The organism is Mesobaculum littorinae (assembly GCF_004011175.1).
Taxonomy (GTDB): Bacteria; Pseudomonadota; Alphaproteobacteria; order Rhodobacterales; family Rhodobacteraceae; genus Tranquillimonas; species Tranquillimonas littorinae.
Genome location: NZ_RQXX01000003.1, coordinates 368191 through 390911, shown reverse-complemented (window position 1 = coordinate 390911; position 22721 = coordinate 368191). Strand labels below are relative to the sequence as shown.

Genomic DNA, 22721 nt, shown 5'->3' with positions numbered 1-22721 from the left:
ACGTTGCAATGACACCTGGTGCTGCCGAGGAGATGCCCGTGGCCGAGCCGACAGAGACCGATCTGGGGCCCGACCGCTCGCTGTTGCTGGTCGATGACGACGAATCCTTCGTCAAGCGGCTGGCGCGTGCGATGGAGAAACGGGGCTTTTCGGTGGAAACCGCCGAATCCGTCGCTGCCGGTCGGGCCATCGCCATCGCCCGTCCCCCGGCCTTTGCCGTCGTCGACCTGCGGCTCGAGGATGGCAATGGTCTCGACGTGGTCGAGGCGATCCGCGAACGCCGTCCCGACAGCCGTGTCGTCGTGCTGACAGGCTATGGTGCGATCGCCACCGCCGTGGCCGCGGTGAAGATCGGCGCCACGGACTACCTGTCGAAGCCGGCCGACGCCAACGACATCACCTCGGCCCTGCTGGCCTCGTCCGACGCGCTGCCGCCGCCGCCGGAAAACCCGATGAGCGCGGACCGCGTGCGTTGGGAGCATATCCAGCGGGTCTACGAACAGTGCGACCGCAACGTATCGGAAACCGCGCGGCGGCTGAACATGCACAGGCGGACCCTGCAACGCATCCTCGCCAAGCGCAGCCCGCGGTAATCCGGGCCGGCCTGCACCGGTGAATGGGCGGCCGGTGAATGGAACCGGTAAACGGGGCGCCTTCGGCGCACGACGTCTGGCCCTCCGGCCCCCGTTTCGGGGGCCTTCGGGCGATGTGCCTCCGGCGGGAGTATTCGGGAAGAAGAGAAAAGGCGGGCGCCTAGGTGTCTTCGCGGGCCTTGCGGCGGAGCCATTTCAGCAAGGTGTCGAGGCGTGGCGAGGGGACGCCGCGTGGACGGACGAGGAAGTAGCCGAGGCCGCCGGGATCGCCTTCGTAGAGGTCGACCAGCGTGCCCTGGGCCAGGTCGCGTTCGACGAGTGTCCGGGCCTGCACCGACAGGCCGTAGCCCGCGCGCACCGCCGACAGCGCGAGGGAGTTGTCGACGAGCTCCTGTGTCTGCAGGGTTTCGGGTGACAAGCCGATGGTCGCGCCCCAGACCACCTGTTCCCGCGAGCCGCGCGAGACGTACCATTTGTGACTTTCCAGTGGTCCCAGCTGATCCAGGCTGCGGCCGCGGGCGAAGGAGGGGGCGGCGACCACGACGAAATTGCTTTGCGTCAGGGGCTCGACCTCGACCCCCGGCCAGCGCCCGTCGCCGAAGCGGATGGCGAGGTCGAAGCCGTCGCGGCGCAGGTCGACGACCTCTTGCGTCGGCAGGATCGACAGCTCGATCTCGGGGTGGCGCGACCAGAATTCGCCGATCCGCGGGACCAGCCACGCCTCGGCGAAGGTCGGCGTGGGGGAGAGGCGCAGGGGGCGGACGACGTGACGCCGTTCCAGCGTCGCTATCCCCTCTTCAATCCGCAGAAAGCCGTCCTGGACCGCCGTGGCCAGCACGCGGCCGTCATCTGTCAGCGCCATGCCTTGCCCGTCGCGCTGCATCAGCGGCCGGCCGAAGCGTTCGCCGAGCGCGCGCATATGCTGCGCCACCGCGGCATGGGTCACGTTGAGTTCGCGCGCCGCCGCGGACAGGCTGCCGGTGCGGGCGGCGGCCTCGAACGCGCGCAGGGCACTGAGGGAGGGGAAGGCCTTCCAGTCCATGACTTCCTGTTAGCTGAACTTACAGGGTGGCATTCTTCCTGATTAGGCGGGACCGCGCAATGCCCCTACCTTCTGGGCATCGCAGCCCATGGAGGGAAAGATGTTCACGATCCTTGCTGACAGCCTGATGACGGCGACCCGGCATCACCGCACGCGGGAGGCCAGCCGCCGCAGGGCGCACCTGTTGCGGCAGGTCCCGCCGCACTTGCACGACGACGTGGCCCTGCGGGGGCACGGACGCTATCGGTTCAACCCGTTTCGCGACCTCTGGTAGGCCGCGATGCAGGAGACCGCTAGATGAGTGACAGAAGCTCCTGGTGACGCGCGGTATAGGCCGCGCGCACCGTTTTCGGCGGCCGCAGGAGGATCGAGAGTCCCTGCATCAGCGTCTCTGAGGGGCGGCCGAAGACCCGCGCGGCCTCGGGTTCGGCAAAGCCCGCGATCTGCACCGCCTCCATGTAGGCCGAGATGCGGTCGGCGCGCTTGATCTGCTTCTTCACCGTCACGGGCACCTGGGCGGGCAGGCCGAAGCGCAGGTGCACCGCCGTCGACAACCGGTCGTCCAGCACGCCATAGCTGGGCCCGACCGAGGCCTTCACCGGCGAGATCATGTCGCCGATCACGTATTCCGGGGCATCGTGCAGCAAGGCCGCCAGCCGCCAGCGCGGCGGGCTGTCGGGGACGATGCGGCCGAAGATCTCTTCGACCAGAAGCGAATGCTCGGCGACGGAATAGGCAAAATCGCCCCTCGTCTGGCCGTTCCAGCGGGCGACGAAGGCAAGGCCGTGGGCAATATCCTCGATCTCGATATCCATGGGTGTGGGGTCCAGCAGGTCGAGCCTGCGCCCCGAGAGCATCCGCTGCCACGCCCGCGCCGGTTTCGCCATGCCCTTCGCCTTTCCTCTTGGTCCGGCGCGAGGCCTATCGCAAACGATCCCGCGCTCCAACATTGCCGCGGCGCCGCCTGCCGGGGCCACGGCAATCTTTCGCTAAGCGGTTCGCGCTAGGGGGCAGGGGCGGGCGGCGTCCCTCGCTTGTTCTCATGGGGATAACTTGCTAGCCCGCTTGCAAACATCCGCGGACAGGAATGGCATCATGGCTGACGATTATATCATCAAGGACATCTCACTTGCCGGCTATGGCCGCAAGGAACTGGATATCGCCGAGACCGAGATGCCGGGCCTCATGGCGCTGCGCGAGGAATACGGGCAGGCCAAGCCGCTGAAAGGCGCGCGCATCGTGGGCTCGCTGCACATGACGATCCAGACCGCCTGCCTGATCGAGACGCTGGTCGCGCTGGGCGCGGACGTGCGCTGGGCGTCGTGCAACATCTTCTCGACCCAGGATCACGCCGCGGCGGCAATTGCCGAGGCCGGCGTTCCGGTCTTCGCCATCAAGGGGCAGAGCCTGGAAGAGCACTGGGATTACCTTGACCGCTCGTTCCAGTTCCCCGAGGGGCCGAACCTGATCCTGGACGACGGCGGCGATGCGACGCTCTACATCCTGCTGGGCGCGCGGGCCGAGGCGGGCGAGGACATCATCCCCGTTCCGCAGTCCGAGGAAGAGGGCGTGATCAAGGCCCAGATCGCCAAGCGGATGGAGGCAAGCCCCGGCTGGTTCACGAAGATGCGCGACCAGATCAAGGGCGTGTCGGAAGAGACGACCACCGGCGTGCATCGCCTCTACGAGCTGCAGCGCAACGGGCACCTGCCCTTCCCCGCGATCAACGTCAACGACAGCGTCACCAAGTCGAAGTTCGACAACAAGTACGGCTGCAAGGAAAGCCTGGTCGACGGGATCCGCCGCGCCACCGACGTGATGATGGCCGGCAAGGTCGCCGTCGTCTGCGGCTATGGCGACGTGGGCAAGGGGTCGGCGGCGTCGCTGGCCGGGGCCGGCGCGCGGGTCAAGGTGACCGAGGCCGATCCGATCTGTGCCCTGCAGGCCGCGATGGACGGGTTCGAGGTGGTGCTGCTGGAGGACGTCGTCGACAGCGCCGACATCTTCATCACCACCACGGGCAACAAGGACGTCATCCGCATCGAGCACATGCGCGAGATGAAGGACATGGCGATCGTCGGCAACATCGGCCACTTCGACAACGAGATCCAGGTCGCCAACCTGAAGAACCACAAGTGGACCAACATCAAGGACCAGGTGGACATGATCGAGATGCCTTCGGGCAATCGTCTGATCCTGCTGTCCGAGGGGCGTCTGCTGAACCTCGGCAACGCGACCGGCCACCCGTCCTTCGTGATGTCCGCGAGCTTCACCAACCAGACGCTGGCGCAGATCGAGCTGTGGACACGGGGCGACGCATACGACAACCAGGTCTACATCCTGCCCAAGCATCTCGATGAAAAGGTCGCGCGCCTGCACCTGGGCCGGATCGGCGTGAAGCTGACCCAGCTGTCGACGGAACAGGCGGCCTATATCGGCGTCACGCCCGAGGGGCCGTTCAAGCCGGAACACTATCGCTACTGATCTGCGAGGGGGCGCCACCGGGTGCCCCTTTTCGGGTCCGGTCTGACCGGAGACCCGGGGGCGGGCGCTGGACAGGACCGCGGCCGCAAGTCGTTGCCCGAAGGTTCGCGGCCCCGGAGCCATGGCTGGGGCCGTTATCCCGCCGGGGCCGGCTGGGGACTGACCCTCAAGCCGCTGGCCCGGCCCTGTCTTGGCGAAATCCGCTCTGCGTGCCAGAATTGACGGGTTCGCCTGCCGGAGGGCCGAAGATGACGAAACGTGCCGACCTGATCGCGCTTTATGCCGCCGACCTTCGTGAAAAATGCGGAATCGAGCCGGACATGGGTCTTCTGACGCAGGTGACCATCGCCTGCGGGCCGACGATCTATTCGCCCGACGCATCGCTGGTGGCGGCGGAGGACCCGCAGGAGCGGCGGCGCATTCGGCAGAATTTTCTCTCGCGCCGCCTGGGCCTGCGCGAGGGGCCGGAGCTGGATGAGGCCTTGGACGCGGCCGTTGAAACCTACGGTCCGGCGCAGCCGCGAAAGTATCGCGCGGTGCTCTACTACCTGCTGACGGTGCAGCTGGGGCGCGAAGCGGCCTTTGACTGAGACTTAGACCGTGACGGCCCCGGCCAGATCGCGCAGCATTTCGGCGCCCTGCCGCAGGGCGTCGGCCTCGCCCTTGTCCAGCTCGGGCACCACCGTGGCGCTGACGCCGTTGCGTCCCACGAGGCGGGGCAGGGACAGGGTGACTGGTCCGACACCCAGAACGTCGGGCGTGCGGATCGACACGGTCAGGATTGTCTGCTGATCGGCCGCGATGGCCTGCACGATCCGGGTCAGGCCCGCGCCGATACCGTACCACGTGGCGCCCTTACCTTCGATGATCCGGTAGGCGGCGCGGCGCACGCCCTCGTCGATGTGGGCACGGGCGCCTTCGGTCAGCGGCGCATGCATCTGGGCGGCGAAGTCCGCCAGCGGCAGCGACCCCGCCCGGGCCGAGGACCAGGCCAGCACCTCGCTGTCGCCGTGTTCGCCCAGCACCGAGGCATGCAGCGATCGCGGTGCCACGCCGAGGTGCCCCGCCAGCAGGCTGCGGAATCGCGCGGTGTCGAGGATCGTGCCGGACCCGATGACCCGCCCCGCCGGAAGGCCGGAGATGCGGGTGGTGATGTCGGTCATCACGTCGACGGGGTTCGACGCGACCAGCAGGATCGCCTGCGGCGCGTGGGTCAGGACCTGGCCCACCACGTCGCGGAACACCGCCGCGTTGCGGTCCAGAAGCTCGATCCGCGTCTCGCCCGGCTTCTGGCTGACGCCCGCGGCCAGGATCACCACGCCGGCGCCGTCCAGTGCATCGTAGTCGCCCGCACGCACCTGCGTGGTCGAGGCGAAGGGCGCGGCATGGGCGATATCCTCGGCCTGCGCCTGCGCAAGCGCGGCGTTGCGGTCGACCAGCACCACCTGCGTGACGCTGCCGCTGAGTGTCAGGGCATAGGCCGCGGCACTGCCGACCATGCCCGCGCCCACGATACCGACCTTCATGGCGTTCTCCTTGCTCTGGTGCCTCTCGGGTGACGCCCGCCCAGGGCGGTGCCCCCCGGGGGCGGCCGTGGATCAGGCGGGGGCGTTCAGCCCCGCCAGGTCGCAGACCGCGGCCCATTCATCGGGAGTCACGGGCTGCACCGACAGGCGGGTGTTGTTGACCAGCACCATGTTTTCCAGCCGCGGATCGGCCTTGCAGTCGGCCAGCGTCACCGGCGTGGGGACCGAGCGCACCGCCTTGATGTCCACGCATTCCCATCGCGGATCATCGGTCGTGCTGTCGGGATGCGCCTCGGCGCAGACCTCGACGATGCCGACCACCGCCTTTTCGTCCTGCGAGTGGTAGAAGAACCCGCGGTCGCCCACCTGCATCTGCCGCATGAAGTTGCGGGCCTGGTAGTTGCGCACGCCGTCCCATTGCTCGCCCGCCTCGCCGCGCGCGACCTGCTGGTCCCACGACCATGTCGCGCGCTCGGACTTGAACAGCCAGTAGTTCATGCGCCGATGACCTGCTTCCATTCGATCACGCTGACCTCTTCGAACAGGCCCGCCTGCGCGTAGGGGTCGGCCTCGGCCCAGGCGGCCGCGGCGGCCAGGTCGGGCACCTCGAGGATCAGGAGCGATCCCACCATCGCGCCCGCGGGGTCGAGAAAGGGACCGCCGATCTTCACCACGCCGCTTTGTTCGACATAGGCGAGATGCGCCTCGCGGGTGGTCTTGCGAAGCTCGGACGAGCCGGGCTTGTCCCGGCAGATGATGGCTGCGTGCATGGGGCTCTCCTTCACGTCGGTTGCGGGCAATCTACCGACTGCGGGCCCGGGGGCAATGGGCGGCCGTCGTTCAGGCCTTGGCCCCCCGCCGCCCGCTGCCCAGAAGCGGCGCCCGCGTGGTGTCCAGAGGCCAGCGCGGGCGGGCGGCTAGGTCCATGCCGTCGCGGGCGCCCGCGGCATAGGTTTCAAGCCCCGCCCAGGCGATCATCGCCGCGTTGTCCGTGCAAAGGCGTAAGGGTGGCGCGACGAAGCGGACGCCCCGCCCGGCGGCCAGCACCGTCAGTGCGGTCCGCAGCGGCCCGTTCGCCGCCACCCCGCCCGCCACGGCCAGCGCAGGCGCGGCGGGGGCCAGCGAAAGGTACTGGTCCAGCGCGCGGCGGGTCTTTTCGACCAGGACGTCGGCGACCGCGGCCTGGAACCCGGCCGCAAGGTCCGCACGGTCCTGCCGGGTCAGCCCGCCATGGACGGCGATGCAGCGGTCGCGTTCGCGCAGGATCGCGGTCTTCAGGCCCGAAAAGCTCATGTCGCAGCCGGGCCGGTCCAGCAGCGGGCGGGGCAGGGCAAAGCGGGCCGGGTCGCCGGCCTGCGCCTCGGCCTCGACCGCGGGGCCGCCGGGCTGGCCGAGGCCCAGCAGGCGCGCGGTCTTGTCGAAGGCTTCGCCGGGCGCGTCGTCGATGGTGCCGCCCAGCCGGTCGAACCGGTCGGGGGCATGGGCGATCAGGAACTGGCAATGCCCGCCCGAGACCAGCAGCATCAGGTAGGGAAATGCCAGCCCGTCGGTCAGCCGCGGGGTCAGCGCGTGGCCTGCAAGGTGGTTGACGCCCACCAGCGGCAGGCCCGCTCCGGCGGCGATGCCCTTGGCGCACATCACCCCGGCCAGGACCCCGCCGATCAGCCCCGGGCCCGCCGTCACCGCGACCGCGTCGCAGTCGGCCAGCGTCACGCCGGCCTCGTCCAGCGCGGCCTCGACGCAGTGGTCGAGCTTTTCGGCATGGGCGCGGGCGGCGATTTCGGGCACGACGCCGCCGAAGCTCGCGTGCAGCGCGGCTTGACCGTAGACCACCGAGGACAGGATCTGCGCGCCGTCCGCCCCGGTGTTTCCGCCGCACCGCACGACGGCGGCGGCGGTGTCGTCGCAGCTGCTTTCCAGTCCGAGGATCGTCAGGGGGGCGGACATGCGGGGTCTCCTTGCGGGCAAGCCTGTTGCCGCGGCGGGCGGCAAGAGGTAGCACCCGAAGCCTGTCTGCACAATCCGGGCCGCCCCCCCGTGCCGGACCCGCCCCGATCCGCCCCGACCCGAACCGGAGGCCGCCTTGTCCGATGTCCGCCCCCGCCTGCTTTTGACCCGGCCCGACGACGCCGCCCGGCGCTTTGCCGCCCTTTGCGCCGATGCCCTGCCCCCGCATGTCGCGGTGATTGCGCCATTGATGCGGATCCAGTCCCTGCCGGAGGCTGTGCCCGGCCACGAACAGGGGCAAGAGGTCGAGGGAGGCACGGCGCCGGCCGGTCTGATCCTGAGTTCGGCGCAGGCGGTGCAGGCGATTGCCGGGCGCGCGGATCTCCTGCCCCTGCCGGTCTGGACGGTGGGCGGCGCGACCGCCCACGCCGCCCGTGCGGCGGGGTTTGCCGCGCAGGCGGTCGCCGAGGATGCCGAGACGCTGATCGCCACGCTGCCGGGTCTGCGCCCGGCCACGCCGCTATGGCACCTGCACGGGCGCCATACCCGCGGCGACGTGGCGCGCAGGCTTTGTTCTGCCGGGCTGCCGACGCGCGGCTTCATGGTCTATGACCAGATCGCGCAGCCCTTGCCCGAGGCGGGGCGCGCCGCGCTGGCGGGGGCGGCGCCGGTTTTCTGGCCGCTGTTTTCACCCCGTTCGGCCACGCTGGCAGCCATGGCGGTGCCCGCGATGGCCGCCGATACGGGCGCGCGGATCCATGCGGTGGCGCTCAGCCCCGCTGTTGCGGCAGCGTGGGAGGGGGCGTGGGAGGGCACGCGTCGGGGGTCCGCAGAGTGTGAAATCGCCGAGAGTCCCGACGCGCAGGCGATGGTTGCGGCGCTGATCCGGTTGTTTCAGCGACAACCCGGGGTGTGACCGGCCTTGTTGGCTGCGGGGGGGCGGGCTAGGTTTCGGTGAAAGCCGGGCGTTTTGCGCCGGGCAGGAGATGTGACAGGGAAGAGGTGCGAGCCGTGGCCAGAGCGAAGAAACCGAACACCGGCGGGACCGGCCGGACGTCCGGCGCGTCCGCGAAATCCGGGCCCGACACGGCGACGAAAGCGGGCAAGGCTTCGGCCACCGAAACCGGGGCCACCCCGCAGACGCCCACGGACGCCACCGTTCAGACGGGCAAGCCCGCGGCGGGTGGCACGACATCTTCGACGCCCACGCAGTCCACGCCCGCGGGCGCGGTCACCAGCGGTGAGGACACGCTGGCCGGCGAAACCCAGGGCGATGTGCCGGCGCCGAAGGCCGCGCGCGACGCGGTCACGGACACGCCGGCAGGCACTTCGGGCGCGACCTCGTCCGGCGCGACCCCCAAGGCCGGCGACGCCGGAGCGAAAGGCCCGGACGCCGCGTCGGCGAACTCTTCCGCCACAGATCCCGACGCGCCCTTTGCTGGCGACACGACGCTTAGCGGCACCGCTTCGGACGGCGAAACCCTGCCCGGCGCCACCGGAGGGTCGGACACGATTCCCGCCAGCTCGGGTTCCGCAGGCGCGGGTTCCGCCAGCTCGGGCACCTCTACCAAGACCGCAACCGGCGCCGGGTCGTCCATCCCGTCGACCAAGGGACGCGCCGATCGGAACGCCGACGGTGACCCCATCGCCGACCGGCCCGTCCCCAAGGACGAGGTTCCGGGGGCCGGGGGGCGTGACACGCTCGTCCCCGGCGGTGGCGGCGCTTCTGCGGCCAGCACGGGACCGAACGGCGCGGGCACGCCTCCGGGCGGCACCCCCGCGCCCGCCGAAAGCGGCCGCAGCGGCGGGCCGGGGTTCGTTGCCCTGCTTCTGGGCGGCGTTCTGGCTGGGGCCATTGGCTTTGCGGTCGCCACCTACAGCGGCATCGGCGGGACATCGGGCACCGACACGGCGCTGGTGGAACGACTTGATGCGCAGGCGGGCGAGATCCAGTCGCTTCAGGGCACGCTGTCCGACCTCTCGACCACGGTCGAAGAGCGGTCGGGCCGGATCGATTCGGTGGAACAGCAGCTTGCCACGCTTTCGGACGAGATCGCGTCTGCCCCCGGCGGCGTGACCGAGGCGCAGCTGGAAGAGCTGCGCAATTCCGCCGGTTCCGGATCGGCCGAGACCGGCGAGCAGGTCGCCGCGCTGGCCGACCGTATCGACGCGCTGGAACAGCGGATCGGCGAGATTGCCGCCACCCGCAGCGAAGGCAGCGCGGAGACCGGCGAGGCGCTCGATGCCTATGCCCGGCAGCTTGAAACGCTGCAATCCGATCTGGATGCGCAGCGGCAGGAGATCTCGCAGGCCGAAGAGCGTGCGACCAGCCTGCAGCAGCAATCCGAGGCGCAGGCGCGGGCGCTGACCGCCCGGGCCGCGCTGACCCGGATACAGGCGGCGGTCGAGGGTGGCGACGGCTATGCCGGCGCGCTGTCGTCGCTGACCGAGAACTCCAATGTCGCGGTGCCCGAAGTGCTGGCCGCGCAGGCGGACAGCGGCGTCGCCAGCATCGGCGCGCTGCAGGTCGATTTCCTCCCGGCGGCGCGGGATTCGCTGGCCGCGTCGCGCAATGCCGGCGCCGGCTCGGGCAGCCTGAGCCAGCGGTTCGGCACCTTCCTGCGCAGCCAGACCGAAGCGCGGTCGCTGGGCGAACGCGAAGGCGACGACCCCGATGCCGTCCTGTCGCGCGCCGAGGCCCGGCTGACCGAGGGCGACCTTGCCGCCGCTCTCGCCGAACTCGACGCGCTGCCCGAAGAGGGCCGCGCCGAAATGGCCGAGTGGATCGACACAGCCGAAACCCGCATCGCGGTCGACGAGGCCCTGGCCTCGCTCACCGCCGATCTCAGCGCGAACTAAGGAACAAAGATGCTCTGGTCCCTCATCAAGATCGTCGTCTTCCTGGTTCTGGTCGCGCTGGCCACCATCGGGGCCAGCTACCTGCTGGACACCGAGGGCGGCGTGCGCGTCGCCGTGGCCGGGACGGAATTCACCCTCGGGCCTCTGCAGGCCGTGATCGCCCTTCTGGTGCTGCTCTTCGCCGTGTGGGTCGTGGTCAAGCTGGTGGGCCTTGTCGTGGCCTTCCTGCGGTTCCTGAACGGGGACGAAACGGCGCTGACGCGCTATTTCACCCGCAACCGCGAACGCAAGGGGTTCCAGGCGCTGGCCGACGCGGTGATGGCGCTGGCCTCGGGCGAGGGGCGCGTCGCGCTGAGCAAGGCCGACCGCGCCGAACGCTACCTGCACCGCCCCGAGCTGACCCGCCTTATCACCGCGCAGGCGGCCGAGATGGTGGGCGACAAGCGCCGCGCCGAAGAGGTTTATCGCGCGCTGCTGGCCGATGATCGCACCCGCTTTGTGGGCGTGCGCGGACTGATGAAGCAGAAGCTGGACGACAACGACACGGAAACGGCGTTCAAGCTGGCCGAAAAGGCCTTTGCCCTGAAACCGCAGCACGAAGAGACGCAGGATGTCCTGCTGCGTCTGCAGGCACAGCGGCACGACTGGGACGGCGCCCGCCGGACCCTCGGGGCCAAGCTCAAGCATGGCAGCCTTCCGCGCGACGTCCACCGCCGCCGCGACGCGGTGCTGGCGCTTTCGGCCGCGCGCGAGGTCGCGGAAGAGGGCAAGACGGTCGAGGCCCGCGAAGCCGCGATCGAGGCGAATCGCCTGTCGCCCGACCTGATCCCCGCCGCCGCGCTGGCCGCCCGCCAGTACATCGCGCAGGGCAAGGACCGCTATGCCGCCCGCGTCCTGAAAAAGGCGTGGGAGGCGCAGCCGCACCCCGAGCTGGCCGCCGCCTTTGCCGAGATCCGCCCCGACGAGACACCGGAGCAGCGGCTGAAGCGGTTCAACGCGCTGACCCGCACGCATCCCAGCCACCCCGAGACCCGGATGCTGGATGCCGAATTGCACATCGCGGCCGAGGATTTTCCCGGGGCGCGCCGGGCGCTGGGCGATCTGGTGACATCCCATCCGTCGGCCCGGGCGATGACGCTGATGGCCGCGATCGAACGCGGCGAAGGCGCGTCGGACGATCTGACCCGCGGTTGGCTGACACGGGCGCTGTCGGCGCCGCGCGGCCCGCAATGGGTGTGCGACAAGTGTCAGAACATCGAGATGCGCTGGACCCCGGTCTGCGGCAACTGCGGCGCCTTCGACACGATGACGTGGCGCGAACCCCCTTCGGGCGAGGTCGTGCTGCCCACCGGGGGCGAGATGCTGCCGCTGCTGGTCGGGACCACCGAAGGGGCGCCGACCAGCGTGCCCGCACCCGATGCGGCGGCAACGGGTGGGACGACGTCGCCCGGTGGCCCGGCGACGCCGGATGCGACGACCCCGGGCGACGTGCCGCCGGTCGGGGCCGACAGGCGGCCCACGGCGACCAGCGTCCCCGAGGCCGAGGTGATCGTTCCGCAGGACCAGCGAGACGAGGCGAACGCGACGAAGAAATAGCCTTTGACCCCCCCGCCAATCCCGGCTAGGAAGCGCGCCGGAAGCCGGTGTAGCTCAGCTGGTAGAGCACGTCATTCGTAATGATGGGGTCGTAGGTTCGAGTCCTATCACCGGCACCATTCCCCACCAGACCCTCAGGCCACCACGCCCGCAGGATCGCCGCTGACGCGGCGACCCCTCCTCCCTTCCTCCCGCGGTTAATCGCGCCTTCACGGCGTTTCGCTAGGGTCGGCCTCGGGGCAGATGCGAGGCGGGGAACATGGCGGGGCAGGGCAACGCGCCGATTATCATCAAGCGCAAGAAAATCACGGGCGGCGATGGCCACCACGGCGGCGCGTGGAAGGTTGCATATGCTGACTTCGTGACGGCGATGATGGCGTTCTTCATGCTGATGTGGCTGCTGAACGCGACCACCGAGGAACAGCGCAGCGGCATCGCCGATTATTTCAACCCGGCGATTCCGGTCAATCAGGTGTCGGGCGGCGGCGATGGGAGTTTCGGGGGCGATTCGGTATTTTCCGAACAAAGCCTGTCGAAGAACGGCATCGGCGCGTCGCAGCGTCACCATTCCAGCCATGACAAGGCGCAGGGCACCACCGGCACCGCTCAGGACGCCGAGCGCGGAGACGGCCCCGAGACCGAACCCGACCTGACCGAGATCGAGGCGATGCTGACCGGCAAGTCCGGCGAAAGCATGGTAAGCGAACGGCTGCAGCGCCATATCGTGACCCGCGTCACCGACGAGGGGCTGATCGTCGAACTCTTCGATCTCGAAGGGACGCCGCTCTTTGACGGCGCCGCCGCGCGGTCGATGCTTTACGAGCTAGTGGCCGTGGTGGGCGAGGTCTTCGCGCTGGTCGGCAACGAGATCGCGATCAAGGGGCACGTCCGGTCGGACCCCATCGTGCTGCGCGACAGCCCGGTCTGGGACCTGTCGACCGATCGCGCCCAGACTGTACGCGGCATGCTGGCGCCGGGAATCTCCCGGGGTCGGATCCAGAGGATCGAGGGCTTCGCCGACACGCGACCCTATGATCCCGACCCCATGGCCCTGCGCAACAACCGCATCGAGATGGTTCTGCTGCGCCGCGACTAGCGGCGCACGCCCGACGAATTCCCACAGCATTTTACTGATTAGGCGGCCCTTAAGCCCGTTCGCCTAAACGTGGCCCCGGGGCCAAGAGGTCCGCAGCAGAAAGGCGCAACATGTCAATCTCCTCCTCCCTTCAGGCCGGTGTGTCGGGTCTGAACGCGAATGCCACCCGGCTGGCGACGATCTCCGACAACATCGCCAATGCCTCGACCAACGGGTACAAGCGTAACAGCGCCGAATTCCATTCGATGGTCATCGGCAACAACACCGCCGGGCAGTACACGGCGGGCGGGGTGCGGGCGACGACCGCGACCGCGATCAGCGAGCGCGGGCAGCTGATCGGCACCGGCAATTCGACCGACTTCGCGATTGCCGGCCGCGGCTTCCTGCCGGTGACCGACATCGTCGCGGTCAACAACGAATCGATCGAACTGCCCTTCCGGCTGATGACCACGGGATCGTTCCAGCCCAACGACGACGGCTATCTGGTTAACAGCGCCGGGATGGCCCTGATGGGCTGGCCGGCGAACCCCGACGGGACCATCCCCGAGATGCGCCGCGACACCTCGCAAGAGCTTGAGCCGGTGCAGGTCACCCACAACCAGTTCGCCGCCAACCCGACGCGCAACGTCCAGCTGGGTCTGAACCTTCCGGCCAGCGGCACGCTGTCCGACGCGGATGGCGACACGCTGCAGATCTCGACCGAGTATTTCGACAACCTGGGCGTCAGCCAGACGCTCGATTTCACCTTCACGCCCGACATTCCCGCCAACGGTCAGTCCAACACCTGGACCATGGTGATCGCCGACAGTTCGCAGGGCGGGGCCGTCGTCGGCGAATATGAACTGACCTTCGACACCGCCGACGGCTCGGGCGGGACGCTGGAGCAGGTCAACGTGGTGAGCGGCCCGGCCTACAACGCCGACGGCACGCTGGACCTGGCGCTGCCGACACAGGCGATGACGCTGGCCATCGGCGAAATCGGCGATCCCAACGGCCTGACCCAGCTCGAGGCGGATTTCGCCCCGACGACGCTGTCCAAGGACGGCTCGCCCGTCGGCAACCTCCTCGATGTCGAGATCAATCCGAATGGCGTTCTCTATGCCAGCTACGACAACGGCTTTACCCGCCCGATCTACCGGGTGCCGGTGGTCGACGTCCAGAACGCGGACGGGCTGAACGTGCATGACGGCCAGACCTACTCGGTCAGCGAGGAAAGCGGCCCCTTCTTCCTGTGGAACGCGGCCGAGGGCCCGGTAGGCGAGGTGTCGGGCTACACGCTGGAAAACTCGACCGTGGATATCGCGGAAGAGCTCACCACGCTGATCCAGACCCAGCGCGCCTATTCGTCGAACGCCAAGATCATCCAGACGGTCGACGAGATGATGCAGGAAACCACCAACCTCAAGCGCTGATCGCGGCGCGCTGACCGGAGGAACACGGCATGAGCATTACGTCAGCCCTATCCAATGCCCTGAGCGGGCTGTCCGCTGCCGGCCGGTCGGCGCAGGTGGTTTCAAGCAACCTGTCGAACGCCATGACCCCCGGCTATGCCCGGCGCAACGTCGAGCTTTCTGCCGACGTGCTGGGCGGCTCGGGGGCGGGCGTCCGCATCGACGGCATCAGCCGTTTCGTCGACCGGGTGGTGCTGGCCGACCGGCGCCTGTCGGATGCCGCGCTGGGGCAGGAGGATACGCGGACCGGGTTCCTGAGCGCGGCGACCGATCTTGTCGGCCGGGTCGAGGATCCCGACAGCCTGTCGGCCCTCATGGCCCGGTTCGAAGGCGAGCTGGTCTCGGCCGCCGCACGTCCCGACAGCATGGCGCGGCTCACCTCCTCGGTCGAGGCGGCCGAGGCGGTCGTGCAGGCGCTCAACACCGCGTCCGACGGCGTGCAGGCCCGTCGTCTGGCGGCCGACCAGGCGATCGCCGCAGATGTCGAGACCCTGAATGACAGCCTCAACCGGCTTGTCGACCTCAACGCCCAGATCGCCGTCCGATCGCGCGATCCGGGCGGGGCGAATGCGCTGCTGGACCAACGGCAGCAACTGATCGACAAGGTGTCGGCCATCGTCCCGGTGCGGATCATGCCGCGGCAGGCGGATGGCGTGGCTCTGATCACGACCGGCGGTCAGATCCTTCTGGACGGTCGCGCGGCAGAGGTCGGGTTCACGCCCGTCTCGGCCGTCGATCCGACCGTGTCCCACGCCGGCGGCTTCCTGTCTGGGCTGACGGTCAATGGCGATCCCGTCGCGGCGAAACCCGGGGGCCGGTTCGACGGCGGCACGCTGTCGGCCCAGTTCGAGGTGCGCGATACCCTCGCCCCGCAGGCACAGGCGCGCCTGGACGCCGTGGCGCGCGACCTCGTCGAACGGTTCGAGGCCCCCGGCGTCGATCCGACCCGCGCGGCAGGTGCGCCGGGTCTCTTCACCGATCGTGGCGCCCCGCTCGACCCGGCGGACGAAACCGGTCTGTCGGCGCGGATCGCGTTGAATGCCGCCGTGGTCGCCGCCGAGGGCGGCGCCGCATGGCGCCTGCGCGACGGTCTGGGTGCTGCTGCCGAAGGGAATGTCGGCGATGCGCGGGGTCTGAACCGTCTCCTCGACGCTCTTTCCGCCCCGCGCAGTCCGGCCAGTGGTGATTTCGGCGGCGCGCAGGTGTCGGCCGGCGGCCTGGCCGACCGGCTGATGGCGATCAGCAGCGCGGATCAGGCCGCCTCCGAGACCAGCCGCATCTATGCGCAGACCCGCAACGACGCCCTGCGGACCGAAGAGATGACGCATGGCGTCGACAGCGATCAGGAGCTGCAGAAGCTGATGCTGGTCGAACAGGCCTATGCCGCCAATGCCCGCGTGGTCCAGACGGTCGACGCGATGATCCAACGCCTGATGGAGATCTGATCTTATGCGCGCGCTTTCCATCGGCGACCTCGCCGCCAGCTTCTCCTCCCGCCTCGCCAACCGCACGATGAAGGACCAGATCGAGCGTCTCTCGACCGAGATGACCACGGGCCGGCGCGACGCGGATTCGGTCCTGCGGTCGGGCGACGTGGGGCCGATGGCGGGGCTCGACCGGTCGCTCAGCGTGCTGGGCGCCTATACGATAACGACCAAGGAAACCGCGATGCTGGTCGGCGTGGCGCAAGGCGCGCTGGGCGCGGTTTCGGACCGGGCGTCGGATCTGTCCACCCTGCTGCTCACCGCCGCCGCGGGGGGCGATCCCGCCTACCTGGGGGCCGTGTCGGAAGAGGCCGCGCAACGCTTCGACAGCATGGTCGGGGCGCTCAACACCACGATCGCCGGGCAAAGCGTCTTTGCCGGCGCAGCCACGGACACCACGCCGCTGGCCGATAGCGGCGCGATCCTGACCGCGCTCATGGCCGACGTGGGCGGCGCACCGACCGCGGGGGATCTGAACGACGCGGTGGATGCCTGGTTCGCGCCGGGCGGCGGGTTCGACACGGCGGCCTATCTTGGAGCCGACATCGCCCGGGCGCCCGTCTCCGTTTCGGACAGCGAACGTGTCGAGTTCGGGATCCGCGCCGACAACGCCGACCTGCGGCAGGTGCTGGCCGATACCGCGAAGGCCGCCCTGCTGGACCGCGGGGCGCTGGCCGGCAGCCAGGTCGCGCGCGTGTCGCTGATGAATATCGCGGGCGAAGCCCTCTTGAACTCCGGAAACGCCGTCACCCGCCTGCGGGGCGAGCTGGGCGTGACCGAACACCGACTGGAACAGGTGACCACCCGGCAAAACGCCGAAAAGACCGCGCTTCAAATGGCGCGGAACGATCTCGTGGGGGTCGACCCCTATGATGCTGCCACCAAACTACAGGATGTACAGGTGCAACTCGAAACCCTCTATACCGTGACCGCCCGCATGTCGAAGCTTAGCCTGGCGAACTATCTGTGATGCTGCGGCTTCTGGCATTCGTTCTTCTGACACTGGCCGCGCCGCAGATTGCCGCCGCCAGTCAGGTGCGCATCAAGGACCTGGTCGAATTCGACGGGGTGCGGGGCAATGACCTGGTGGGCTATGGCCTGGTCGTCGGTCTGAACGGCACGGGCGACGGGATCCGCAATTCGCCCTTCACCGAAGAGATCATGTCGAACATCCTGGAACGCCTGGGGGTAAACGTCACCGGCGAACAGTTCCGCCCCAAGAACGTGGCGGCGGTGCTGGTGACGGGTGCGTTGCCGCCCTTTGCGCGGGCCGGCGGGCGCATCGACGTGACGGTGTCGGCCATCGGCGATGCCGACAGCCTGCTGGGCGGGACGCTGGTGATGACACCGCTGAACGCCGCGGACGGCCTGATCTATGCCGTGGCGCAGGGTACCGTTATCGCCGGCGGCGCCGTGGCCGAGGGGGACGCGGCAAGCGTGACGCAGGGGGTGCCGACCGCCGGTGCCATCCCCGGCGGTGCGCGGGTCGAGCGGGAGATCGAGTTCGATTTCGGCTCGCTCGAGCGCATCCGGCTGGCGCTTCGGACGCCGGACTTCACGACCGCCGGCCGCATCGAGCAGGCGATCAACCGCGAGATGGAGCGCCCCGTGGCGGTGATGCTGGACGCGGGCACGGTACTGTTGGACATCGCGGCCACGAACATGCCCTCGCCCGCCCATGCGCTGGGCCGGATCGAGAACGTGGCCGTCGAGCCCGAGCGCCGCGCGCGGGTCGTCGTGGACCAGCGGTCCGGCACCATCGTGATGGGCGAGGATGTGCGGATCAGCCGGGTTGCCGTCAGCCAGGGCAACCTGACCCTGCGGATCGAGGAAGCGCCGCTGGCCGTGCAGCCCAACCCCTTTGCCGATGGCGAAACGGTGGTCGTGCCCCGCACACGCGCCGCGATCGACGAAGAGCCGGGGATCGGGTTGGCCGAGGTGCCGGACGGCACGTCCCTTTCGGAGGTCATCGCCGGGCTGAACGCGCTGGGCGTGTCGCCGCGCGACATGATCGACATCCTCAAGAGCATCAAGGCCGCCGGCGCCCTGCATGCCGAGTTCGTCGTGAACTGACCCACCGGCGCCTCTGCGACACCTGGAAAAGGCCCGCCCGCATCCCGCGGCGGGCCTTTCTGCGTCGGCGTAGTCAAGTCGGGGGCAGTCAAATCGGCGGCAGTCAAGTCGGTAGCGGTCAAAAGGAGCGCTACCGCGCAGGTCAATCATGCCGGCGGCTAGGCGCCACGCTGCCCCTGACTTGGGCACGTCGGAGAGGCGTGGGCCCTTCGTCCCGGCCGGAGCTGTCGATCGCAGGGCACGGTGAACCCGGGATCAGACCGGTGCATGAATGTAACCGGCGTGGAGCCAGACGGGGCCGGTTCCGCCCGATGTTTCACGTGCAGAAGGGGTGATGTGCCCCGCCCGGCTTGCCAGAGGGGTCATGCCGTCTTCGCCGCCCGAGCCCTCGGACAGAGATCATGGCCCGGGAAATCGGCAGCTCGTCCGAGCAGCCAGCCCAGGGGCGATGAAGGGGGGCGGTATGGATGGAATATACGCAGTCCGGCAGTGCCTGCCCGATGCTTGACGCAGGTCTTCTACGAACCACGACCCAAACAGAAAAGGCCCGCGCCGGTCCGGGCGCGGGCCTTCTGCGACAGGCGATGTCGTCTGGTATGGGCCATGGCGTGGCCCGGTCTGCCGCGGTGGGGTGGCCGGGGGCTGTGGGCGCGCGCGGCGCCCTCAGGCTTATCCGTAGCTGCGGACCAGTGCGGTGGCGATCAGGGTCCAGCCATTGGCCACGGCGAAGAAGGCAAGCTTGAATGGAAGGGACACCATTGCCGGCGGCACCATCATCATCCCCATCGACATCAGCACGGCGGCAACGACGAGGTCGATGATGAGGAAGGGCAGGAACAGCAGAAAGCCGATCTGAAAGGCACGCTCGACCTCGGACAGCAGAAAGGACGGCACGAGAACCGAGAGCGGCGCGTCCTCCACGGCAAGGTCGAGCGGCAGGGCGCGCAGCCCCGCGAGGGATTCGAAGGTATCGGGGTCGATACGCGCCGCCATGAAGTCGCGGAACGGCGCCAGGATACGCGGCAGCGCGGCATCGACGTCCAGCGTGCCTTCGGTCAGCGGCTCCACCCCCTCGGCCCAGGCGGTCAGAAACACGGGCTCCATCACGAAATAGGTCAGAAACAGCGCCAGCGTCACGATCAGCATGTTGGGCGGCGACTGCTGCAGACCGATGCCCTGCCGCAGGATCGACAGGACGGTGACCAGAAACGGAAAGCAGGTGAACATGATCGCGAGGCCCGGCACGAGGCTGAGCAGCGTGACGACCACCAGAAGCTGCACGCCGCGCGCGGCGATCGAGCCTTCGTCGGCGAAATCGATCGTCACCTCCTGCCCGAGGGCAGGAAGCGCTATGGCGGACAGAGCCGCAGCGAGGAAAAGCGGCGCGGCGCGCATGGATCAGAGACCGTCCTTCAGGTCGGCCACCTCGATCAGGCGCACCGCCAGCTGCGTGCCCTGGTCATCCTCGACCTCCTGCAGTTCACCCCGCGCGATCAGCCGGTCGCCGACGTAAAGCTCGACCGGATCCTCGACCCGGCGGTCGAGCGGCAGTACCGAATCCTGCCCCAGCTTCAGCAGATCCCGCAGAAGCGGGCGGGCGCGGCCGACCGAGACGGTGATCTCGATCGGAACGCGGCCGAAGGGGTGGCCGTCGGGCCCCGGAAGGGGGGCGGGGCCGGTGGGCTCGGCGTCGTCGAAGTCATCCATGCTGCAGAACCTTTTTCTGTTCGGTGGCGAGTGCTGTGATCGCCTCGGAAACCGGGGCGAGGGCCGCATCGAGGTCGATCTCGGCCGCGTTGGTGCCGAGCCGGAACAGCGCCTGCCCCTCGGTCAGCACGGGATCTTCGCGCAGGCGGACGGGCAGGGCGGTCGCGGCTTCGATGATCGGGCGCAGCGCAGGGCCGGCGCCTTCGGCGACGACAAGTTCAAGCGGCTGATCGCCCGCGGTGTCGATCAGGGGTTCGAGTTCGGCCAGAAGCCTGTCACCCAGCGTGCCGCGCAGAACCGTGGGCAGAACCCGGTCCAGAAGCCCCGAGAGCAGCGGCAGGACCGCGTGCAGGACATGCGCGCGGGCCTCGTGGTAGGTAAAGCCCAGGTCCTGCAGGTTGCGGCCCAGATCCTCGGAAATGCGGGACTGTTCCGCCTCGGCGGCTTGCATCGCGTCGTCCCAGCCGGCCTTGTGGCCGGCGTCATAGGCCGCCAGTCGGGCGGTTTCGGCTTCTTCCGCGGCGACCATCGCCGCGGTCTCTTCCTGGTCCGGTGCGGGACGGCTGAAATCTTCTAGCGTCAGGGATCCCATCACGCCTTTTCTCCGTCGTCCTGCATCCAGCTTTTGAGGATTTCGAGCGATTCGGTCTGCCGTTCCTCGATCAGGTTGCGCAGCCGCTCGACCGGGTCCGCGGCGGGCGGTGCGGGCAGGCCGAAGTCGTCGTCGTCCATGTCGTCGAAGGCTGAGACGATCTGCAGGCCACCGGGCAGCTCGCCCTCGGCGATTTCGCCGGTCAGGCCGCCGCTGTTGTCTTCGGCCGCGGGGCTGGCGCCGGGCAGGGCCGCCGGATCACCCTCGGCCGGGATGGCCTTGAGACCCGAGGCGGTCAGGATCGGGCGGATGACGAAGAGGCCCAGAAGCAGCGCGGTCAGACCCATGATGCCCAGTTGCGCCAGGCGCATCGTGTCGATCGGGGCGCCGGCGGGCAACAGGCCCGCGGCATCGGTGCCGTCGCCGGGCAGGGGTTCGAACTCCATCGACTTGATCGTCAGGCTGTCGCCGCGTTCGGCATCATAGCCCACGGCCGAGGCCACGAGTTCGCGCAGGGCGGCGATTTCTTCCTCCGGGCGCGGGGTCCAGATGGTTTCACCCGCGTCGGTGACATTGCGCAGGCCATCGACCAGCACCGCGACCGAGATGCGCCGTACCGCGCCGGGCGTGCGCAGGACCTCGCGCTGGATCTCGGACACCTCGTAGTTCACGCGTTCGCGGGTTTCGCTGTTCTCGCTTTGCGAATCGCGGTCGCCGCCGGCGGCATCGCCGTCGGGCAGGTTCGAGGCCACGGTGACCGGGGCGCCGCCGCTGTCGCGCGAGGTATTTGCCGATTCCTCTGTTTCCGAACTGATGGCGACGCGGCTTTCGGGGTCGATTCGGCGCTCGACGATCTGTTCGCGTTCGGTCGCGGTGTCGACGTTCACCTCGACCACGGCATTGCCGTAGCCCACGCGCGCCTCGAGCAGGCGTTCGACGTTGCGCTTGAGCAGTTCGGCGCGATCCTCGGCCATGCCGGGGGCGGTGCCGTCATCCTCGGCGGCGAGAATCGCGCCGCCTTTGGCATCGATCACCGACACGGTTTCGGGGGCCAGACCGGCCACGGCCGAGGCGACCATGTAGCGCAGCGCGCGGGCATGGGCGGCGCCGATTCCGCCGGCGGCGGTGGTGATGGTCACGGATGCGGTGGGTGCCAGTTCCCGCTGGAACGGCCGCCCGCCCTGGCTGGCGATGTGCACGCGTGCGGCCTGGATCGCCGGACTGGCGGTGATGGTGCGCGCCAGCTCGCCCTCTTTCGCGCGCCAGTAGGCGGCATCGAACATCTGGCTGGTGGTGCCGAAGCCCGACAGCGAATCGAGCAGCTCGTAGCCCTGCGTCGAATTTGCGGGCAGGCCTTCGCTGGCCAGGGTCATGCGCAGCTGGTCGCGGGAGGTGCTGTCGACGAAGATCGACGAGCCGCGCACCTCGTAGGGGACGCCGCGCGCCTCCAGCGCCGAGACGACTTCGCCCGCGGCGTCGTTTTCGAGCCCCGCGTAAAGAAGTGTCATCGAAGTCGAGGTGGCAAGCCGCGACACCCCGAGGATAGCCGCGAACATCGCAACGGTGGCGAGAATCGCGATGAGCTTCCTGCGGGGGCTCAGACGGGACCACATCATCGTTATCTGCTGCAAAACTTCGACCTCCTGTCGCGCGGGGCTTCTGCCCGATGAGATGCAGCTTGATCGGTCGCGCTTAACATCCGGTTAGTCCTGCCCGGCCTATACCGGTCTCATCAGGAAGAATTCCGGAGGCGCCGACATGGCCGAGGACGATCAGACACCCGGGGACGACGGCGCGCCCGCGCCTGCCAAAAAGAGCAAGCTTGGCCTGTTGATCGGGCTGGTGCTGGCGCTGCTGCTGGGCGGCGGCGGCTTCTACGCGGTCTGGTCGGGCCTGATTCTCGGGCCGCCCGCCGCGGAGGGGGGCGAGGAGATCGCCGAACTGCCTCCGACCGAGGCTCTGCCGCCGCTCCGATTCGTCGAGCTTGACCCGATCATGGTGTCGCTCGGGCCTGCTTCCTCGGCCGATCACCTGCGGTTCCAGGCGCAACTCGAGGTCGATCCGCCGCAGGAAGAGGCCGTGCGCACCGTGATGCCGCGCATCATCGACGTGCTGAACGGCTATCTCCGCGCCGTCGAGCCGGCCGAGCTGGAAGATCCCGCCGCCCTGACGCGGCTGCGCGCGCAGATGCTGCGGCGGGTGCAGATCGTCGCCGGAGAGGGCCGTGTGCGCGACCTCCTGATCATTCAATTCGTTCTAAGCTAGGGCCCC

23 protein-coding genes and 1 tRNA gene are annotated in these 22721 nt (G+C 69.0%); 14 read left to right on the top strand and 10 right to left on the bottom strand.

The features are described from left to right. Nucleotides 1-32 precede the first annotated feature (32 nt). Nucleotides 33-593, top strand: coding sequence for an ActR/PrrA/RegA family redox response regulator transcription factor (locus EKE94_RS11045; protein ID WP_127906901.1), 561 nt, complete (start codon nt 33-35; stop codon nt 591-593). 160 nt (nt 594-753) lie between these two features. On the opposite strand, the gene EKE94_RS11040 is transcribed toward EKE94_RS11045, so the two are convergent. Beyond that, the gene (locus tag EKE94_RS11040; RefSeq protein WP_127906658.1) at nt 754-1635 is read right to left on the bottom strand and encodes a LysR family transcriptional regulator; all 882 of its coding nucleotides are present in this window, start codon (nt 1633-1635) and stop codon (nt 754-756) included. A gap of 100 nt (nt 1636-1735) precedes the next feature. Between EKE94_RS11040 and EKE94_RS18675 the strand changes: the two genes are divergently transcribed. Continuing rightward, nucleotides 1736-1909 carry a hypothetical protein gene (locus EKE94_RS18675; RefSeq protein WP_164870894.1) on the top strand — a complete coding sequence of 58 codons (174 nt, stop codon included), beginning with the start codon at nt 1736-1738 and terminating at the stop codon, nt 1907-1909. Between the two features lie 19 nt (nt 1910-1928). Here the strand turns inward: EKE94_RS18675 and EKE94_RS11035 are convergent, their stop codons facing one another. Continuing rightward, nucleotides 1929-2522 carry an HD domain-containing protein gene (locus tag EKE94_RS11035; protein ID WP_127906657.1) on the bottom strand — a complete coding sequence of 198 codons (594 nt, stop codon included), beginning with the start codon at nt 2520-2522 and terminating at the stop codon, nt 1929-1931. Between the two features lie 208 nt (nt 2523-2730). Here EKE94_RS11035 and ahcY point away from each other — a divergent pair, with 208 nt between their 5' ends. Beyond that, on the top strand, nt 2731-4119 hold the full coding sequence (gene ahcY / locus EKE94_RS11030) for an adenosylhomocysteinase (RefSeq protein ID WP_127906656.1): 1389 nt from the start codon (nt 2731-2733) through the stop codon (nt 4117-4119). Nucleotides 4120-4367: 248 nt separating this feature from the next. Beyond that, nucleotides 4368-4709 carry a DUF2853 family protein gene (locus EKE94_RS11025; protein WP_127906655.1) on the top strand — a complete coding sequence of 114 codons (342 nt, stop codon included), beginning with the start codon at nt 4368-4370 and terminating at the stop codon, nt 4707-4709. 3 nt (nt 4710-4712) lie between these two features. Here EKE94_RS11025 and EKE94_RS11020 read toward each other — a convergent pair whose 3' ends face one another. The 4 genes from EKE94_RS11020 to tsaD all read right to left on the bottom strand — a co-directional run bounded on the left by EKE94_RS11020 (nt 4713) and on the right by tsaD (nt 7592). Continuing rightward, nucleotides 4713-5645 (bottom strand): L-lactate dehydrogenase, encoded by a 933-nt coding sequence (locus tag EKE94_RS11020; protein WP_127906654.1) that lies wholly within the window; start codon nt 5643-5645, stop codon nt 4713-4715. Nucleotides 5646-5717: 72 nt separating this feature from the next. Then, entirely contained in the window at nt 5718-6143 is a 426-nt protein-coding gene (locus EKE94_RS11015) for an EVE domain-containing protein (protein WP_127906653.1), read from the bottom strand. Then, nucleotides 6140-6415 carry a YciI family protein gene (locus tag EKE94_RS11010; protein WP_127906652.1) on the bottom strand — a complete coding sequence of 92 codons (276 nt, stop codon included), beginning with the start codon at nt 6413-6415 and terminating at the stop codon, nt 6140-6142. The genes EKE94_RS11015 and EKE94_RS11010 overlap by 4 nt, the downstream gene beginning before the upstream one ends. 70 nt (nt 6416-6485) lie before the next feature. Next, nucleotides 6486-7592: a tRNA (adenosine(37)-N6)-threonylcarbamoyltransferase complex transferase subunit TsaD gene (gene tsaD, locus EKE94_RS11005; protein ID WP_127906651.1), complete on the bottom strand. Its 1107-nt coding sequence runs from the start codon at nt 7590-7592 to the stop codon at nt 6486-6488. Nucleotides 7593-7728: 136 nt separating this feature from the next. Here tsaD and EKE94_RS11000 point away from each other — a divergent pair, with 136 nt between their 5' ends. The 9 genes from EKE94_RS11000 (at nt 7729) to EKE94_RS10960 (ending at nt 18151) form a co-directional block, all read left to right on the top strand. After that, entirely contained in the window at nt 7729-8508 is a 780-nt protein-coding gene (locus EKE94_RS11000) for a uroporphyrinogen-III synthase (protein WP_127906650.1), read from the top strand. Between the two features lie 95 nt (nt 8509-8603). After that, nucleotides 8604-10451, top strand: coding sequence for a hypothetical protein (locus EKE94_RS10995; protein WP_127906649.1), 1848 nt, complete (start codon nt 8604-8606; stop codon nt 10449-10451). A gap of 9 nt (nt 10452-10460) precedes the next feature. Continuing rightward, nucleotides 10461-12047 carry a heme biosynthesis HemY N-terminal domain-containing protein gene (locus EKE94_RS10990; RefSeq protein WP_127906648.1) on the top strand — a complete coding sequence of 529 codons (1587 nt, stop codon included), beginning with the start codon at nt 10461-10463 and terminating at the stop codon, nt 12045-12047. 43 nt (nt 12048-12090) lie between these two features. After that, nucleotides 12091-12166, top strand: a tRNA-Thr gene (locus EKE94_RS10985). Between the two features lie 140 nt (nt 12167-12306). Then, complete coding sequence (locus EKE94_RS10980; RefSeq protein WP_127906647.1) at nt 12307-13143, top strand: flagellar motor protein MotB; 837 nt, start codon at nt 12307-12309, stop codon at nt 13141-13143. Nucleotides 13144-13253: 110 nt separating this feature from the next. Further along, a complete protein-coding gene (locus EKE94_RS10975; protein WP_127906646.1) occupies nt 13254-14555 on the top strand; it encodes a flagellar hook protein FlgE in 1302 nt (433 codons plus the stop codon). Between the two features lie 29 nt (nt 14556-14584). Beyond that, nucleotides 14585-16039, top strand: a complete 1455-nt coding sequence (gene flgK / locus EKE94_RS10970) for a flagellar hook-associated protein FlgK (protein WP_127906645.1) — start codon at nt 14585-14587, stop codon at nt 16037-16039. Between the two features lie 4 nt (nt 16040-16043). Beyond that, a complete protein-coding gene (locus EKE94_RS10965) occupies nt 16044-17048 on the top strand; it encodes a flagellin (RefSeq protein ID WP_127906644.1) in 1005 nt (334 codons plus the stop codon). After that, on the top strand, nt 17048-18151 hold the full coding sequence (locus EKE94_RS10960) for a flagellar basal body P-ring protein FlgI (protein ID WP_127906643.1): 1104 nt from the start codon (nt 17048-17050) through the stop codon (nt 18149-18151). Before EKE94_RS10965 ends, EKE94_RS10960 begins: the two co-directional genes overlap by 1 nt. A 669-nt stretch (nt 18152-18820) precedes the next feature. On the opposite strand, the gene fliP is transcribed toward EKE94_RS10960, so the two are convergent. From fliP to fliF, 4 genes are read right to left on the bottom strand one after another with little or no spacing between them, the layout of a single operon-like run. After that, nucleotides 18821-19546 carry a flagellar type III secretion system pore protein FliP gene (gene fliP / locus EKE94_RS10955; protein ID WP_127906642.1) on the bottom strand — a complete coding sequence of 242 codons (726 nt, stop codon included), beginning with the start codon at nt 19544-19546 and terminating at the stop codon, nt 18821-18823. Between the two features lie 3 nt (nt 19547-19549). Continuing rightward, nucleotides 19550-19858, bottom strand: a complete 309-nt coding sequence (locus EKE94_RS10950; protein WP_127906641.1) for a FliM/FliN family flagellar motor switch protein — start codon at nt 19856-19858, stop codon at nt 19550-19552. Next, entirely contained in the window at nt 19851-20453 is a 603-nt protein-coding gene (locus tag EKE94_RS10945; protein WP_127906640.1) for a hypothetical protein, read from the bottom strand. The genes EKE94_RS10950 and EKE94_RS10945 overlap by 8 nt, the downstream gene beginning before the upstream one ends. Then, nucleotides 20450-22066: a flagellar basal-body MS-ring/collar protein FliF gene (fliF, locus tag EKE94_RS10940; protein ID WP_235855983.1), complete on the bottom strand. Its 1617-nt coding sequence runs from the start codon at nt 22064-22066 to the stop codon at nt 20450-20452. The genes EKE94_RS10945 and fliF overlap by 4 nt, the downstream gene beginning before the upstream one ends. Nucleotides 22067-22208: 142 nt before the next feature. Between fliF and EKE94_RS10935 the strand changes: the two genes are divergently transcribed. Next, nucleotides 22209-22715, top strand: a complete 507-nt coding sequence (locus EKE94_RS10935) for a flagellar basal body-associated FliL family protein (RefSeq protein ID WP_127906638.1) — start codon at nt 22209-22211, stop codon at nt 22713-22715. Nucleotides 22716-22721: the final 6 nt, after the last annotated feature.

Excerpts from the sequence above, each read along its gene's own strand:
- EKE94_RS11045 (WP_127906901.1), top strand. The coding sequence starts at position 33 with ATGCCCGTGGCCGAGCCGACAGAGACCGATCTGGGGCCCGACCGCTCG.
- EKE94_RS11040 (WP_127906658.1), bottom strand. The coding sequence starts at position 1,635 with ATGGACTGGAAGGCCTTCCCCTCCCTCAGTGCCCTGCGCGCGTTCGAG.
- EKE94_RS18675 (WP_164870894.1), top strand. The coding sequence starts at position 1,736 with ATGTTCACGATCCTTGCTGACAGCCTGATGACGGCGACCCGGCATCAC.
- EKE94_RS11035 (WP_127906657.1), bottom strand. The coding sequence starts at position 2,522 with ATGGCGAAACCGGCGCGGGCGTGGCAGCGGATGCTCTCGGGGCGCAGG.
- ahcY (WP_127906656.1), top strand. The coding sequence starts at position 2,731 with ATGGCTGACGATTATATCATCAAGGACATCTCACTTGCCGGCTATGGC.
- EKE94_RS11025 (WP_127906655.1), top strand. The coding sequence starts at position 4,368 with ATGACGAAACGTGCCGACCTGATCGCGCTTTATGCCGCCGACCTTCGT.
- EKE94_RS11020 (WP_127906654.1), bottom strand. The coding sequence starts at position 5,645 with ATGAAGGTCGGTATCGTGGGCGCGGGCATGGTCGGCAGTGCCGCGGCC.
- EKE94_RS11015 (WP_127906653.1), bottom strand. The coding sequence starts at position 6,143 with ATGAACTACTGGCTGTTCAAGTCCGAGCGCGCGACATGGTCGTGGGAC.
- EKE94_RS11010 (WP_127906652.1), bottom strand. The coding sequence starts at position 6,415 with ATGCACGCAGCCATCATCTGCCGGGACAAGCCCGGCTCGTCCGAGCTT.
- tsaD (WP_127906651.1), bottom strand. The coding sequence starts at position 7,592 with ATGTCCGCCCCCCTGACGATCCTCGGACTGGAAAGCAGCTGCGACGAC.
- EKE94_RS10990 (WP_127906648.1), top strand. The coding sequence starts at position 10,461 with ATGCTCTGGTCCCTCATCAAGATCGTCGTCTTCCTGGTTCTGGTCGCG.
- EKE94_RS10980 (WP_127906647.1), top strand. The coding sequence starts at position 12,307 with ATGGCGGGGCAGGGCAACGCGCCGATTATCATCAAGCGCAAGAAAATC.
- EKE94_RS10975 (WP_127906646.1), top strand. The coding sequence starts at position 13,254 with ATGTCAATCTCCTCCTCCCTTCAGGCCGGTGTGTCGGGTCTGAACGCG.
- flgK (WP_127906645.1), top strand. The coding sequence starts at position 14,585 with ATGAGCATTACGTCAGCCCTATCCAATGCCCTGAGCGGGCTGTCCGCT.
- EKE94_RS10965 (WP_127906644.1), top strand. The coding sequence starts at position 16,044 with ATGCGCGCGCTTTCCATCGGCGACCTCGCCGCCAGCTTCTCCTCCCGC.
- EKE94_RS10960 (WP_127906643.1), top strand. The coding sequence starts at position 17,048 with ATGCTGCGGCTTCTGGCATTCGTTCTTCTGACACTGGCCGCGCCGCAG.
- fliP (WP_127906642.1), bottom strand. The coding sequence starts at position 19,546 with ATGCGCGCCGCGCCGCTTTTCCTCGCTGCGGCTCTGTCCGCCATAGCG.
- EKE94_RS10950 (WP_127906641.1), bottom strand. The coding sequence starts at position 19,858 with ATGGATGACTTCGACGACGCCGAGCCCACCGGCCCCGCCCCCCTTCCG.
- fliF (WP_235855983.1), bottom strand. The coding sequence starts at position 22,066 with ATGATGTGGTCCCGTCTGAGCCCCCGCAGGAAGCTCATCGCGATTCTC.
- EKE94_RS10935 (WP_127906638.1), top strand. The coding sequence starts at position 22,209 with ATGGCCGAGGACGATCAGACACCCGGGGACGACGGCGCGCCCGCGCCT.